Annotated in this window: 14 protein-coding genes; 7 read left to right on the top strand and 7 right to left on the bottom strand. The window is 60.5% G+C overall.

Annotation, left to right across the window (positions count from 1 at the left end; translation table 11 throughout):
* Positions 1–71: 71 nt before the first annotated feature.
* The 3 genes from DK871_RS25020 to DK871_RS25010 all read left to right on the top strand — a co-directional run bounded on the left by DK871_RS25020 (position 72) and on the right by DK871_RS25010 (position 3394).
* Positions 72–983 (top strand): LysR family transcriptional regulator, encoded by a 912-nt coding sequence (locus DK871_RS25020; RefSeq protein WP_003188255.1) that lies wholly within the window; start codon positions 72–74, stop codon positions 981–983.
* Between the two features lie 153 nt (positions 984–1136).
* Complete coding sequence (locus tag DK871_RS25015) at positions 1137–1823, top strand: helix-turn-helix transcriptional regulator (RefSeq protein ID WP_161907021.1); 687 nt, start codon at positions 1137–1139, stop codon at positions 1821–1823.
* A gap of 200 nt (positions 1824–2023) precedes the next feature.
* Positions 2024–3394 (top strand): MFS transporter, encoded by a 1371-nt coding sequence (locus tag DK871_RS25010; RefSeq protein ID WP_161907020.1) that lies wholly within the window; start codon positions 2024–2026, stop codon positions 3392–3394.
* A gap of 126 nt (positions 3395–3520) precedes the next feature.
* Here the strand turns inward: DK871_RS25010 and DK871_RS25005 are convergent, their stop codons facing one another.
* The gene (locus DK871_RS25005; protein ID WP_014716772.1) at positions 3521–4474 is read right to left on the bottom strand and encodes an adenosine deaminase; all 954 of its coding nucleotides are present in this window, start codon (positions 4472–4474) and stop codon (positions 3521–3523) included.
* Between the two features lie 193 nt (positions 4475–4667).
* On the opposite strand from DK871_RS25005, the gene DK871_RS25000 reads away from it, so the two are divergent.
* Positions 4668–5759 (top strand): calcium:proton antiporter, encoded by a 1092-nt coding sequence (locus tag DK871_RS25000; RefSeq protein ID WP_161907019.1) that lies wholly within the window; start codon positions 4668–4670, stop codon positions 5757–5759.
* A 123-nt stretch (positions 5760–5882) separates the two neighbouring features.
* Here the strand turns inward: DK871_RS25000 and DK871_RS24995 are convergent, their stop codons facing one another.
* From DK871_RS24995 to DK871_RS24970, 6 genes are all read right to left on the bottom strand, one after another.
* On the bottom strand, positions 5883–7241 hold the full coding sequence (locus DK871_RS24995; RefSeq protein WP_161907018.1) for an 8-oxoguanine deaminase: 1359 nt from the start codon (positions 7239–7241) through the stop codon (positions 5883–5885).
* Between the two features lie 211 nt (positions 7242–7452).
* Positions 7453–8139: an SDR family oxidoreductase gene (locus DK871_RS24990; protein ID WP_161907017.1), complete on the bottom strand. Its 687-nt coding sequence runs from the start codon at positions 8137–8139 to the stop codon at positions 7453–7455.
* Between the two features lie 56 nt (positions 8140–8195).
* Positions 8196–8777: a YigZ family protein gene (locus tag DK871_RS24985; protein ID WP_014716775.1), complete on the bottom strand. Its 582-nt coding sequence runs from the start codon at positions 8775–8777 to the stop codon at positions 8196–8198.
* A gap of 12 nt (positions 8778–8789) precedes the next feature.
* The gene (locus tag DK871_RS24980; RefSeq protein WP_014716776.1) at positions 8790–9449 is read right to left on the bottom strand and encodes a TetR/AcrR family transcriptional regulator; all 660 of its coding nucleotides are present in this window, start codon (positions 9447–9449) and stop codon (positions 8790–8792) included.
* An 87-nt stretch (positions 9450–9536) separates the two neighbouring features.
* Complete coding sequence (locus DK871_RS24975) at positions 9537–10931, bottom strand: uracil-xanthine permease family protein (protein WP_161907016.1); 1395 nt, start codon at positions 10929–10931, stop codon at positions 9537–9539.
* A gap of 88 nt (positions 10932–11019) precedes the next feature.
* Positions 11020–11940 (bottom strand): LysR family transcriptional regulator, encoded by a 921-nt coding sequence (locus tag DK871_RS24970; RefSeq protein ID WP_003188270.1) that lies wholly within the window; start codon positions 11938–11940, stop codon positions 11020–11022.
* Between the two features lie 126 nt (positions 11941–12066).
* Here DK871_RS24970 and DK871_RS24965 point away from each other — a divergent pair, with 126 nt between their 5' ends.
* From DK871_RS24965 to DK871_RS28790, 3 genes are all read left to right on the top strand, one after another.
* Positions 12067–13416 carry an aspartate aminotransferase family protein gene (locus tag DK871_RS24965; protein WP_003188272.1) on the top strand — a complete coding sequence of 450 codons (1350 nt, stop codon included), beginning with the start codon at positions 12067–12069 and terminating at the stop codon, positions 13414–13416.
* 39 nt (positions 13417–13455) lie between these two features.
* Complete coding sequence (locus tag DK871_RS24960) at positions 13456–14949, top strand: CoA-acylating methylmalonate-semialdehyde dehydrogenase (protein ID WP_161907015.1); 1494 nt, start codon at positions 13456–13458, stop codon at positions 14947–14949.
* 78 nt (positions 14950–15027) lie between these two features.
* The coding region (locus tag DK871_RS28790) for a hypothetical protein (protein WP_218581532.1) at positions 15028–15212 on the top strand (185 nt) is incomplete at its 3' end.

Here is a 15212-nt window from a genome sequence, read left to right as displayed (position 1 = left end):
TTTCCCACGCCGATAAAAGCGGCTAAAACAGCAGGCTGTTTCAACCAAATATTGATAATGAGCGGAAAAGCATGCTGCGTTTTGATGATTTGCAGTTATTTGTGCGGGCCGCAGACTTGGGTAGCCTGTCGGCCGCGGCGCGGGTCATGGACTTGTCGCCGGCGGTGGCCAGCGCCGCGCTCAAGCGTATCGAACAGCAACTGGGCACGCGTTTGCTGGCGCGCTCAACCCGCAGCCTGCGCCTGACGGCCGAAGGCGAGGGCTTCCTGGAGTATGCGCGGGCGTCACTGAGCGCGCTGGATGAAGGGCGGCGCCTATTGGCCAGTGGCCAGGATCACGTCAGTGGTGTGCTGCAATTGTCGGCACCCTCGGATTTTGGTCGCAACCAACTGTTGCCATGGCTGGATGCGTTCCAGCAGGAGCATCCGCAACTGAACGTGCGCCTGTTGCTCGGTGATCGCATCGCCGACCTGTTCCGTCAGCCCGTGGACATTGCCCTGCGCTACGGCGAACCCGAAGACTCCAGCCTGATTGCGCTGCCCATCGCCCCGGACAATATTCGCGTACTCTGCGCCGCGCCCAGTTACCTCGCCCGGCATGGCGAGCCGCGCCATCTGGAACAACTGGCCCAGCACAATTGCCTGCTGTACATGCTCGGCAGCCGTGTGCACGACCATTGGGGTTTTTACGATGGCAAGCGCCATGTAAGCCTGACGGTCAGTGGCGATCGCTTCAGCGATGACGCTGATGTGGTGCGCCGCTGGGCGGTAGCGGGCATGGGCATTGCCTACAAGTCGTGGCTGGATGTGAGCACCGATGTGCTGGCCGGGCGCTTGCGTTTGATCCTGCCGGAACTGCAGGGCGAGCGCACCCCGCTCAACCTGCTGTGCGCCCACCGTGCGCAACTCAGTAAACCCATCAATCTGCTGCGGGACATGCTCGTGTCCCGTTGTGCGACATTGACCGCGCAGCGACCGGGGTGAATGGGTTCTCGGCAATAGCCTGCGCCACGCTCGGAAGTTTCACTCATATCCTGTCCTGATCTGCACTGTCAGACGCCGCGGAACCTATTGCCTGCGCACCTATACTTGGGCGTCAACCGCAGCAGAAAAAATGGTTTAACAGGGAGTGAATACATGGGAGCAGCACCTTGCATCAGTCAGATCGCCAGCTTGCTCGCCGAGCCTAAACGCACGGCCATGCTCTGGGCCTTGATGGACGGTTCGGCGAAGTCTTCAGAAGAACTGGCGGCTCTGGCCGAGTTGTCGCCAGCGTCAGCCAATGCTCATTTGGCGCGGCTGACCGGCAGCGGCCTGTTGCGAATCGAGGCGCGGCGAGGCCAGCGCCTGTTTCGGGTCGCGGCCGGCGATGTCAGTGCCGCCATCGATGCGTTGGCCAGCACCACCATGGCCAGCGCGGCCCGTAGCACCCCGGGTGTTTTGCCGCTGGCACTGCGGGCACCGCCGCTGCTGCGTCGCGCCCGCTGGTGCCACGGCCACCTCGGCGGCGAGCTGGCGGCGCAGCTGTATCAACGGATGCTTGAGGCCGGATGGCTCGAACGCCATGAGCCGCGTACCGAGGTGACGCCCAAGGGCGTGCAGGCGTTGGCGGAACTGGGCATTTTTACCCAGGCACTGGCAACGCCGCTGGCCTGCGACTGCTTCGACTGGAGCCAGCAGCAACCCCACCTGGGCGGTGCGTTGGGGGCGGGCTTGATGCAGCTGTTTTTGCAGGCGACCTGGATCAGCGTGATCAACGAATCTCGGGCCTTGTCTGTTACGGATGTGGGGCTTGAGCACATAGCCCGCATCGCCAAACTGTAGGAGCGAGCTTGCTCGCGAAAAACGTGAGTGCGCCGCGTTTTATGCAGATGCCCCGCGTTATCGTTGACGATCTTCGCGAGCGAGCTCGCTCCTACAGGAGTTGGCGTCGTTCTCAGGTGTTGTCAGGTCGCATCCAGCAATAGCCGGCGCAAACGATACCGCACACTCGCAAGGGGGATTTTTCATACGAGGGGTGCGGCATGGGTAGGCAGGGTTATAGCGCGGCGGAACGCCTGGAACGGTTGCCCATCAGCGGTTACCACCGAATCATTTTCATCATCATCGCCCTGGCGTTTTTTTTCGACTCCATGGACCTGGCGATGATGACCTTCCTGTTGGGCTCGATCAAAACCGAGTTTGGCCTGAGCACGGCCCAGGCCGGGTTACTGGCCAGTTCGAGTTTTTTCGGCATGGTGGTGGGCGCTTCGCTGTCCGGGATGCTTGCTGATCGCTTTGGGCGTAAACCGGTGTTCCAGTGGAGCATCGTACTCTGGGGCCTGGCGAGCTACCTGTGTTCCACGGCGCAGACGGTGGAGACGCTGACGTTGTTCCGGATTTTGCTGGGCATCGGCATGGGCATGGAGTTTCCCATTGCCCAGTCGATGTTGTCGGAGCTGATCCCCGCTAAAAGACGCGGGCGTTACATCGCCTTGATGGATGGTTTCTGGCCATTGGGTTTTGTGGCTGCGGGCGTGTTGTCTTACTTCTTGTTGCCGGTGATTGGCTGGCGCGACATCTTCCTGGTGCTGGCGATACCGGCGGTGTTTGTGTTGGCTATCCGTTTCTTTATCCCGGAGTCACCGCGCTGGCTGGAACAGGCTGGGCGCCATGAGGCGGCGGACAAGGTGTTGCTGGGTATCGAGCAGAAGGTGCGCGATTCCCTGGGCCGTGCCGACCTGCCCGAGCCGATTGCCCTGCCACGGATCGAGAGTGCACCGGGGACGTTTTTCTCCGCGTTCCAGCAGTTGTGGTCGGCGCAGTACCGTCAACGCACGATGATGATCTGGAGTGTGTGGTTCTTCGCCCTGCTTGGGTTCTACGGGTTGACGTCGTGGTTGAGTGCGTTGTTGCAGCAATCGGGTTTTGCCGTGACCCAGTCGGTGTATTACACGGTGATCATTTCCCTGGGCGGGATCCCAGGCTTTTTGATGGCCGCGTGGTTGGTCGAGCGCTGGGGACGCAAGCCCGTGTGCGTGGTGACCTTATTGGGCGGCGGGGTGATGGCGTTTCTGTATGGGCAGAGCGCAGTGTTTGGCGGCAACGTGGGCCTGCTGATCACCTCGGGGTTGTTGATGCAGTTCTTCCTGTTTGGCATGTGGGCGGTGCTTTACACCTACACGCCGGAGTTGTATCCCACCTCGGCACGTGCGACCGGCTCGGGGTTTGCGTCGGCGATTGGGCGGGTTGGCTCGTTGCTCGGGCCGTTGGTGACCGGGCTGGTGTACCCGATAACCGGGCAGGGCGGGGTATTTGCCTTGGGCGCGCTGTGCTTTGCGGTGGCGGCGCTGGTGGTGTGGCTGTTCGGGATGGAGACCAAGGGCAAGACCCTGGAAGAGCTCACCCAGGCTTGAAGCTGATGGGGCCATGTGGGAGCCGGGCTTGCCCGCGATAGCGGTAGGTCAGGCAGTAAGAGGCTGGCTGATGCACCGCTATCGCAGGCAAGCCAGCTCCCACAGGTTGAGTCCAAGTCTATTCAGTTATGGCTTCACGAGCCGCGCATCCAGGCTGTTCTGTGCCAGGCGTTTAGCCTGGTCCTGGGTCATGCCCAGGCTGGTGTGCAGCGCATGGAAGTTCTCGGTGACGTAACCGCCGAAGTACGCCGGGTCATCCGAGTTCACCGTGACCTTCACGCCACGTTCGAGCATGTCGAGGATGTTGTGCTGGGCCATGTCGTCGAACACGCAGAGCTTGGTGTTGGACAGCGGGCACACGGTCAACGGGATCTGCTCGTCGATGATGCGCTGCATCAAGCGCTCGTCTTCGATGGCGCGCACGCCATGGTCGATGCGTTGGATTTTCAGCAGGTCGATGGCTTCCCAGATGTACTCGGGCGGGCCTTCTTCACCGGCGTGGGCCACGGTCAAAAAGCCTTCGTGACGGGCACGGTCGAACACGCGCTGGAACTTGCTCGGTGGGTGGCCCATTTCGGAGCTGTCCAGGCCCACGGCCACGAACGCGTCACGGAACGGCAGCGCCTGGTCGAGAGTTTTCTGCGCTTCGTCTTCGCTCAAGTGGCGCAGGAAGCTGAGGATCAAACCGCTGGTGATGCCCAGTTGCTGCTCGCCGTCTTTGAGTGCAGCGGCGATGCCGTTGAGCACCACTTCGAACGGCACGCCACGGTCGGTGTGGGTTTGCGGGTCGAAGAAGGGTTCGGTGTGGATCACGTTCTGGGCCTTGCAGCGCAGCAGGTAGGCCCAGGTCAGGTCGTAGAAGTCCTGGGACGTGCGCAGCACATCGGCGCCCTTGTAATACAGGTCGAGAAACTCTTGCAGGTTGTTGAAGGCGTAGGCCTTGCGCAGGGTTTCGACGTCGTTCCATGGCAGCGCAATCTTGTTGCGCTCGGCCAGGGCGAACAGCAGCTCAGGCTCCAGCGAGCCTTCCAGGTGCAGGTGCAATTCAGCCTTGGGCAGGGCGTTGAGCCAATCGTACATTTTTAAAATCTCATCAGGTGCAATGGCGGCATTCTACAGGCCATGGCTGAAATAATCGGCAAAACCTGACCAGCAGGAGAGTATTTCTGTCACTCACGCAAGGGCGGCCTGAACTAAGGTGTAACGAAACGTTAGCGGCTCGGCGCAGTCTGTACCCCATCAAAGACTGATTTGTTGTACGAAAAGGCCCGGAATGCTCACATCCCTCAAGCAAGAAAAATTCATGCTGCTGGCGCTGATTGCCGCCATTGCCGCTTACCCGCTGGAACACTGGATGCTCCACAGCAGCCAACTGGTTGCGCTGCTGGCCGGCTTCGCGCTGATCGCGTTTATCGTGATGGCATCGATGCGCGTGGCTCATCATGCCGAGCAGTTGGCGGAAAAAGTCGGCGACCCCTACGGCACCATGATCCTGACCCTCGCCGCGGTATTGGTGGAAGTGGTGATCCTGGCGATCATGATGAGCAACGAGCCATCGCCCACCCTGGTGCGCGACACCATCTACTCGGCGGTGATGCTGGATATCAACGGCATCCTCGGCCTGGCTGCGCTGATGGGCGGCATCAAGCATGGTGAGCAGTCCTACAACGATGACTCGGCGCGCACCTACAGTGTGATGATCCTTACCGCCATGGGTGTGTCGATGGTGGTGCCGGAATTTATCCCCGAAGCTGACTGGAAAATTTACTCGGCCTTCACCATTGGCGCGATGGTGGTGCTTTACACCTTGTTCCTGCGCATGCAGGTGGGGCCGCACAGTTATTTCTTCAGCTACAGCTACCCGGAAAAACGCCGTAAGAAACAGCCGGAAGACGAGCACGCGCCGTCTGTCAGCCTGACGTTTTCCATTGCGACCCTGGTGTTTGGGGTGATCGTGATTGGCGCGCTGGCCGAGGTGATGTCCAAGACCCTCGACCTGGGCCTGGAAGGCACAGGCGCACCGCCGGTGATTACCGCGATTGTGGTGGCGGCTATCTCGGCGGCGCCGGAAATCCTCACGGCACTGCGCGCCGCGTTGGCCAACCGCATGCAGTCGGTGGTCAACATCGCGCTGGGGGCTTCGTTGTCTACGGTGATCCTGACGGTGCCGGTGATGGAAGCCATGGCGCTCTATACCGGGCAGCCGTTCCAGATGGCGATGACGCCGGTGCAAACGGTGATGGTGTTTATCACGCTGATCGTCAGTGCGATCAACCTCAACGATGGTGAAACCAATGCGATAGAAGGGATGACGCATTTTGTGTTGTTTGCGACCTTTATCATGCTGTCGCTGTTGGGGCTGTAACCCGATTTGAAAGGCGCCGCAGATCCAATGTGGGAGCCGGTTTTTGGGGGCGCTACGCACCCCAGCGGGAGCAAGCTCCCTCGCCACAGAAGCCCGCTCCCACATTTTTGATTGGCGCCTGGCTTAGGTGCCCGCGATCAACTGGCGCGCTGCCTGGCTGTGATCGGCGATCAAGCCTTTAAGATCTAGCCCTTCGACTTGTCCATCGATCACGCGCCATTGACCCGCGATCATCACCCGGTCTGCCCGGTCCGCACCGCACAACAGCAGTGCTGAAATCGGATCATGGCTGCCGGAGAAGCGCAGTTCATCGAGCTTGAACAGTGCCAGGTCCGCCTGTTTGCCGACGGCCAACTCGCCAATGTCCGTGCGCCCCAGTAACTGCGCCGAGCCCTTGGTGGCCCAGCCCAATACGCCTTCGGGGGTGATCTTTTCCGCGCCATAACGCAGGCGCTGGATGTACAGGGCCTGGCGCGCTTCAAGGATCATGTTCGAGGCGTCGTTGGAAGCCGAGCCGTCCACGCCCAAGCCGATCGGGGCGCCGGCGGCAAGCAGGTCCAGGGTGGGGCAGATGCCGGAGGCCAGGCGCATATTCGAGCTTGGGCAATGGCAGATGCCGGTGCCGGCGGCGCCCAGGCGCGCAATTTCATCCGGGTTGAAGTGAATGCCGTGGGCCAGCCACGTGCGCGGGCCGAGCCAGCCGACGCTGTCGAGGTAATCCACGGTACGCAGCCCGAAGCGTTGCAGGCAGAAATCTTCCTCATCGAGGGTTTCCGCCAGGTGAGTGTGCAGGCGCACATCCAACTGGTTGGCCAGTTCGGCACTGGCTTGCATGATTTGGGGGGTGACGGAAAACGGCGAGCACGGCGCCAGGGCGATCTGGATCTGCGCGCCGTCACCGCGCTGGTGATATTCGCGGATCAGGCGCTGGCTGTCGTCGAGGATCACCTGGCCTTGCTGCACCGTTTGCTGCGGCGGCAGGCCGCCATCGGCTTCGCCCAGGCTCATGGAACCGCGGGTGAGCATGGCGCGCATGCCCAGTTCGCGCACGGTCTCGACCTGCACATCAATGGCGTTTTCCAGGCCATCGGGGAACAGGTAATGGTGATCGGCTGCCGTGGTGCAGCCCGAGAGCAGCAGTTCAGCCAAGGCGACTTTGCTGGCCAGGGCGAGTTTTTCCGGGGTGAGCCGTGCCCATACCGGGTACAGGGTTTTCAGCCAGGGAAACAGCGGTTGGTTGACCACCGGGCCCCAGGCGCGGGTGAGGGTTTGATAGAAGTGGTGGTGGGTGTTGATCAGCCCAGGCAGCACCACATGCTCGCGGGCATCGAACACCTGGGCGCAAGGCTGCGCAGGCGCTTGCCCTTGGGCCAGTACTTCGGTGATGACACCGTCTTGCAGCACCAGGCCGCCACGTGCATCGAGGCCATTGGCAGTGAAAATCGCGAGGGGGTTTTTTAACCAGGTACGGGTCGCAGGCATTGGCCGGCTCCTCTGAATGATGGGTTCAGGTTTGCCAGCTCAGTGTTGCCCTGTCTGCTGATCCAGGGTCGCCGGGGAGGGCGAGGAGGGCAGTCTAACTCTGTAGGAGCGAGCTTGCTCGCGAAAATCGTCAATGATGATGCGGGCAGTCTGGTTTGACGCGGTGCCTGGGCGTTTTTCGCGAGCAAGCTCGCTCCTTCAGTTGGGGGGGTTACCAGGTGATGGTGTCGCCTTTGTAGTCGATGAAGTGATGGCCGCCTTTGCCGGTGTAGGCATTTACCTGGTCCACCAGGCCGCGCACGCTGGTCTCGACGTCGATGTGCGCGTTTTCACCGCCCATGTCGGTTTTCACCCAGCCCGGATGCAGCGACAGCACCGTGGGTTTGTGCTCGCCCAGTTGCGTGATAAAGCTATTGGTCATCGAATTGAGGGCGGCCTTGCTGGCTTTGTACAGCGCCAGGTCCGAGCCGTCGGGAATGGTCACGCTGCCCAGTACCGAACTCATGAAGGCCAGCACGCCGGTGTCTTTGCGGATCTGCCCGACAAAACGCTGCGCCAGGTTGATCGGCGCCACCGCGTTGGTGAAGAACAACTGACCGACTTGCGCCAGGGTCGCATGGCCGGGCTCCTGGTTGGCCGGGCCCTTGACGCCGGCGTTGACGAATAGCAGGTCAAAGGTGCGGTCTTTCAGGCGTTGGGCCAGGGCGATCACGGCTTGCTGATCGTCCATGTCTAACTTCTCGATCTGCACCGGCCCCACGGCCTTCAGGGCATCGGCCTTGTTCGGATCGCGCACGGTGGCGGTCACGTCCCAGCCGTCCTGGAGCAGTTGCTTGACCAGGCCAAGGCCCAGCCCGCGCGAGGCGCCGATGATCAGTGCGGTTTTTGGCGTAGACATGAAAGGCTTCCTTTGAAATCGCGGTTCAGGGAGTTCAGCGCATAACAGTAGCAGTTTCAGCGTTCGAGCAGGATGCGCCCACGGCTGAGGTCGGCGAGCTGGGTTTGCAGGGTGTCGATGTGCGCCTCCCCCAGGGCGAGCTGCAACTCTACGCCGTTGGCGGTGAAGGTTTCTTCCACCACAAGCCCGCCGAGTTCAGCGACACGCAGCTTCACCAGGTTCAGTTCGGAGAACCCGCAGGCGCAACGCAGGGGGACGCGGCTGATCAGCTCGATGCGTTCGGCATTCTGAAGGCATTTATTGGCCCCACCGCCATAGGCCCGGGCCAATCCACCCGTGCCCAGTTGAATGCCGCCGTACCAGCGGATTACCAAGACGGCCACCTGATCAAAGCCCTGGGCCTCGATGGCCGCAAGAATCGGGCGCCCGGCGGTGCCTCCGGGTTCGCCGTCATCGCTGCTGCGGTATTGATCGCCCAGCTTCCAGGCCCAGCAGTTGTGCGTGGCGTTGAGGTCGCTGTGCTGCTCGAAAAACGCCTGGGCGTCCTGCGGGCTGGTAATCGGCGCCGCCAAGGTGATAAAGCGACTTTTGCGTATTTCTTCACGAAACTCGCAAAAGCCGGTGAGCGTAAAAGACATAAATCGCTTCGTTTATAGGGCTGGCTTGATGCCGCAGCCTTTGAGAATGATATGGATCAGGTTGGTGCCAGCATCTTCCATGTCCTGCTTGGTCAGCTTGGTGCGACCGGTAACACGGCAGATCTGGGTGGCGAAGTCAGCGTAGTGCTGGGTGCTGCCCCACAGCAGGAAGATCAGGTGCACGGGGTCGACGGGGTCCATTTTGCCGGCGTCGATCCACGCCTGGAATACCGCGGCACGGCCACTGAACCAGGCCCGATAGTCCTGGCCGAAATATTCAGTGAGGCATTCGCCGCCGCTGATGATCTCCATGGCGAAGATTCGCGAGGCTTGGGGCTGGCGGCGCGAGAATTCCATCTTGGTGCGGATGTAGCGAGCGAGCGCCACGGCCGGGTCGTCCTCGGCGGTCAGCGCGTTGAAGGTGCTGTCCCACAGTTCGAGGATATTGCTCAGCACTGCGACGTACAGGCCCAGCTTGTTGGTGAAGTAGTAGTGCAAGTTGGCCTTGGGCAACCCGGCACTGGCAGCGATGGTGTTCATGCTGGTGCCTTTGTAGCCATGGCGCGCGAATTCATCTTCAGCAGCCTGGAGAATCGCTTGTTCGTTCTTTTGCCGAATGCGGCTGGCGGGTTTACCGGCGTGGTTGCTGTGGGCAGGAACTTCGAGGCTCATGGAGGTTTCCGTGCTGATCGAGAGAGACGACGTGTGCACAGATAACCCACCCTCAAGCCTCAGACAAGTCCTGATGCAATAAAACCGTCAAAGCGATTCCAGGCTGTCGCGTTCCGGGTTGTGGTTTGCGGCGGCGGTACTTGCCTTGGCCTCCGGCAGTAACAGGCACAACACAATGGCGGTGATGCCGCCGCTGGTGATGGCGGAGTCGAACAGGTTCTGCACCAGAGTCGGCATCAGGTGCAGCAGGTTGGGTTGCGCGGCGATACCCAGGCCAACGCCGAACGAAGTGGCGATGATCAGCATGCTGCGTCGGTCCAGCGGCGCCTGGGCGAGGATGCGCACGCCAGCTGCGGCCACGCTGCCGAACATCACCAGGGTGGCACCGCCCAATACCGGCTTGGGGATTTGCTGTAGCACGGCGCCAATCAGCGGAAACAGGCCCAGACAGAACAGCAACACGCCGATGTATAAACCGACGTAACGGCTGGCCACGCCGGTGAGTTGGATCACGCCATTGTTCTGGGCAAACGTGGTGTTGGGGAAGGCGCTGAAGGTGGCGGCGATCATGCAGCTCACCCCATCGCCGAGCACGCCGCCCTTGAGCCGGCTTATATAGGAAGGGCCGCTGATGGGTTGGCGGGCAATCATGCAATTGGCGGTGAGGTCGCCGACGGTTTCGATGCTGCTGATCAGATAAATCAGCGCAATCGGCAGGAAGGCGCTCCAGTCGAAGTTGAAACCAAAGCGGAAGGGCGTAGGCAGGCTGACCAGTGGCAGGTCAGGCAAAGCCTGGGGAACAAGTTTGCCACTGAGCCACGCCGCCAGGCTGCCCAGGGCCAGGCCGATGATGATGGCCGACAAACGTACCCAGGGCGTATTCGAGCGGTTGAGCAGGATGATCGTCAAAACCACGAACAGGCCCAGCGCCAGGTTGGCGGGGGCGCCGAAGTCCGGTGCATTGAAACCGCCGCCGAGGTCGGTGATGCCCACTTTGATCAGGCTGATGCCGATCAGCGTAATCACAATGCCGGTCACCAGTGGTGTGATCACGCGGCGCAGTTGGCCGATAAAGCGGCTCAATACAATCTGCACCGCCGCACCGAAGAAGCACACGCCGAAAATCATCGCCAGAATGTCTTCCGGGCTGCCACCGCGTTGCTTCACCAGAAAGCCTGCCGACAACACCGCGCCGAGAAACGCAAAGCTGGTGCCTTGCAGGCAGATCATGCCGGCACCGATGCCAAACGGCCTGCGTGCCTGGATGAAGGTGCCTACGCCGGAAACCATCAACGCCATGCTGATCAGGTAGGGCAAGTGAGCGGTGAGGCCGAGGGTGGAGCCAATGATCAGCGGCGGCGTGATGATGCCGACGAACGCCGCCAGTACATGTTGCAAGGCCGCGAGTAGAGCAGGCAGTGGTTTTGGGCGGTCATTGAGGCCGTAGATCAGGTCGCTGGGGCTGGAGGATTCTGGGGGCATGGCGGGTTAACTCAAGGCGGACGGTTCAAGGTCCTTGAGCCCTTGCAAAAAGCTGTCCATGTGCTCAGCTTTTTGTGTAGCGCCCGATTTAGCGGGTGGCGGCCAGGCTTTCGAGGAAACTTTCCAGCACCAAATGAGGGCGACGGCCCTTGCGCGTGACCGATGCCAGGCTCAAATCGTAAAAACGTGTAGCCGGTTTCAGCGCACGCAGTCGGCCTTGTTGTACCCACAGGCTGGCGTAGTGATCGGGCAAGTAGCCGATATAGCGCCCGGTGAGAATCAGGAATGCCATGCCTTCACGGTCTGAGGCGCTGGCAGTGCAGTTGAGCGCCTGGTAATGGGCCTGGATCTCCGCGGGCAAGCGGAAGGTGGGGGCGATGGCGTCCTGGCTGTCGATGCGTTCGTCGTCGAGTTGCTTGTTATCGGCGTAAAACAGCGGGTGGCCGACCGCGCAATAGAGCAAGGAGCGTTCGCTGTACAGCGGCTGGTATTCCAGGCCCGACAGTGCGCTGGCCTGGGGCACCACACCGACGTGCAGGCGACCGTCGAGTACGCCTTGCTCCACTTCATTGGGGGCGATCATGCGGATCTGGATCTGCACGTCCGGGCCGCGTTCCTTCAACTGCGCCAATGCGTGGGTGATGCGCATATGGGGCAGGGTCACCAGGTTGTCGGTAAGGCCAATGATCAGTTCGCCACGCAAATGTTGGTGCAGGCCGTTGACCTCGGTGCGAAAACTTTCCAGGGCACTCAGCAGTTGCAGGGCAGATTGATAGACCTCGCGGCCTTCTTCTGTCAGAGAGAACCCGGCGCGGCCGCGTTGGCAGAGCCTCAGCCCGAGCCGTTGTTCGAGGTCGCTCATCTGCTGGCTGATGGCCGAGCGCCCGATGCCAAGGACGGTTTCCGCTGCCGAGAAGCCGCCGCACTCCACCACGCTGCGAAAAATGCGCAGCAGGCGAATATCGAAGTCACTGACTTGCGCCAAAGGGTCGGGACGACGGCTGCTCATAGTTTAGTGAGGCCCTGACTGAAGGTTAGAAGAGTTGGATTTCACCGACTTTATCCCCGTGGCAATTTAGCTGCAACAACGCTTTTTCAATCCCGACGCTGCCTTTTGCCCTGCGAGGTTTTGCTGATGAACATGCCCGAAAACGCCCCATCGTCCCTGGCCAGCCAATTGAAGCTGGATGCGCACTGGATGCCTTACACCGCCAACCGTAACTTCCAGCGCGATCCGCGCCTGATCGTGGCCGCCGAAGGTAGCTGGTTGACCGATGACAAGGGGCGCAAGGTCTATGATTCGTTGTCGGGCCTGTGGACCTGTGGCGCCGGGCATACGCGCAAGGAAATCCAGGAAGCGGTCGCCAAGCAATTGGGCACCTTGGACTACTCCCCAGGCTTTCAGTACGGTCATCCGTTGTCCTTCCAGTTGGCGGAAAAGATCACTGACCTGACCCCAGGCAACCTCAATCATGTGTTCTTTACCGACTCGGGCTCTGAATGCGCCGATACAGCGGTGAAAATGGTGCGGGCCTACTGGCGCCTGAAAGGCCAGGCCACCAAGACCAAGATGATTGGGCGCGCCCGGGGTTACCACGGCGTGAACATCGCCGGTACCAGCCTGGGCGGTGTGAACGGTAACCGTAAGCTGTTTGGCCAGGCGATGATGGATGTCGACCATCTGCCTCACACCTTGCTGGCCAGCAATGCCTTCTCTCGGGGCATGCCGGAGCAGGGCGGTATTGCCTTGGCCGATGAGTTGCTCAAGCTGATCGAGCTGCATGACGCGTCGAACATCGCAGCCGTGTTTGTCGAGCCGATGGCCGGTTCCGCTGGTGTATTGGTGCCACCGCAGGGTTATCTCAAGCGTCTGCGCGAAATTTGCGACCAGCACAATATCCTGTTGGTGTTCGACGAAGTGATCACAGGCTTTGGCCGCACCGGCTCGATGTTCGGTGCCGACAGCTTCGGCGTGACCCCGGACCTGATGTGCATCGCCAAGCAAGTCACCAACGGCGCTATCCCGATGGGCGCGGTGATTGCCAGCAGCGAGATCTACCAGACCTTCATGAACCAGGCGACGCCGGAATACGCCGTGGAATTCCCCCACGGCTACACCTACTCGGCGCACCCGGTGGCTTGCGCGGCGGGCCTGGCGGCATTGGACCTGTTGCAGAAAGAAAACCTGGTGCAGAGCGTGGCTGAAGTCGCGCCGCACTTTGAGAATGCGCTGCACGGTTTGAAGGGCAGCAAGAATGTGATCGACATTCGCAACTACGGCCTGGCCGGTGCGATCCAGATTGCCCCGCGCGATGGGGATGCCATCGTGCGCCCATTCGAGGCCGGCATGGCGTTGTGGAAAGCCGGTTTCTATGTGCGTTTTGGCGGCGACACCCTGCAGTTCGGGCCAACCTTCAACAGCAAGCCGCAGGACCTGGACCGTCTGTTTGACGCGGTCGGCGAAGTGCTGAACAAGATCGACTGATTTCTCCTTCTATATAGAACAATTTTTCAGGAGCCCTGCATGAGCCTTATCCAGCATTTGATCAACGGTGAACTGGTCAACGACAGCGGTCGTAGTGCCGACGTCTATAACCCGTCCACTGGCCAGGTGATTCACCAGGTGCCGTTGGCCAGCCGTGAAACCATTCAACAGGCGATTGACGCAGCCAAGGCGGCGTTTCCGGCTTGGCGCAATACGCCGCCGGCCAAGCGTGCCCAGGTGATGTTCCGTTTCAAGCAACTGCTGGAACAGAACGAATCACGGATCTCGCAGTTGATCAGCGAAGAACATGGCAAGACCCTGGAAGACGCAGCAGGTGAGCTCAAGCGTGGGATCGAGAACGTCGAGTACGCGTGCTCGGCGCCGGAGATTCTCAAGGGTGAATACAGCCGCAACGTAGGGCCGAACATTGACGCATGGTCGGACTTCCAGCCGTTGGGCGTGGTGGCGGGTATTACTCCGTTCAACTTCCCGGCGATGGTGCCGCTGTGGATGTACCCGCTGGCGATTGTCTGCGGTAACTGTTTCATCCTCAAACCTTCAGAGCGCGACCCGAGCTCGACGTTGTTGATCGCGCAGCTGTTGCAGGAAGCCGGGCTGCCTAAAGGCGTGCTCAGTGTGGTGCATGGCGACAAGGGCGCGGTGGATGCACTGATCGAAGCGCCGGAAGTCAAGGCCTTGAGCTTTGTAGGCTCGACGCCGATTGCCGAGTACATTTATTCCGAAGCGACCAAACGTGGCAAGCGTGTGCAAGCGCTGGGCGGGGCGAAGAACCACGCGGTGCTGATGCCGGATGCAGATCTGGATAACGCCGTGAGTGCCCTGATGGGCGCAGCTTATGGTTCCTGCGGTGAGCGTTGCATGGCGATCTCGGTGGCTGTGTGCGTGGGCGACCAGGTAGCGGATGCGTTGATCGCCAAGCTGGTGCCGCAGGTCAAGGCGTTGAAGATTGGTGCGGGCACTTCTTGCGGCCTGGATATGGGCCCGCTGGTGACAGGGCAGGCGCGGGATAAAGTCAGTGGTTATATAGAAGATGGTGTGTCGGCGGGTGCGGAGCTGGTCGTTGATGGCCGTGGCTTGAGTGTTGCCGGGCATGAGCAAGGCTTTTTCCTAGGCGGTAGCCTGTTTGACCGCGTGACCCCTGAGATGCGTATCTATAAAGAAGAGATCTTTGGGCCAGTGCTGTGCGTAGTGCGGGTGGATAGCCTGGAAGCGGCGATGCAGCTGATCAATGATCATGAATACGGCAACGGTACTTGCATCTTCACCCGTGACGGTGAAGCGGCACGCCTGTTCTGTGATGAGATTGAAGTCGGCATGGTGGGGGTTAACGTGCCGCTGCCAGTGCCGGTTGCGTATCACAGCTTTGGCGGCTGGAAACGTTCGCTGTTTGGCGACTTGCATGCCTATGGGCCGGACGGGGTGCGTTTCTATACCCGTCGCAAGGCAATCACCCAGCGTTGGCCGCAACGGGCCAGCCATGAAGCGTCGCAATTCGCCTTCCCTAGCCTGTAAGGCTCGGTAGGTAGAAGGCCGGCCCCTTGGGGCCGGCCTTTGCGTTATTGGGGCTTTTTTGACTTATATGACAGAAATGTGAAAAAGAAGGTTGACGGCAGATTCTGGAAGCCTATAATTCGCCCCACTTCCGGCGCAGTCGAAACGGAAAACTCCTTGGTAAACAATGAGTTACGCAGTTCTTGGCAGCAAGTTGCTTCAGTTCATCGAAGCCAAAAGGAAGTTGAAAAAGAGGTGTTGACAGCAGCGTGTAACGCTGTAGA

It is taken from the genome of Pseudomonas sp. L13, from assembly GCF_009935965.1.
Classification (GTDB): Bacteria; Pseudomonadota; Gammaproteobacteria; order Pseudomonadales; family Pseudomonadaceae; genus Aquipseudomonas; species Aquipseudomonas lactis.
Note: the sequence above shows the minus strand (reverse complement) of the source record. Positions and strands in the feature narration are given on the sequence as shown.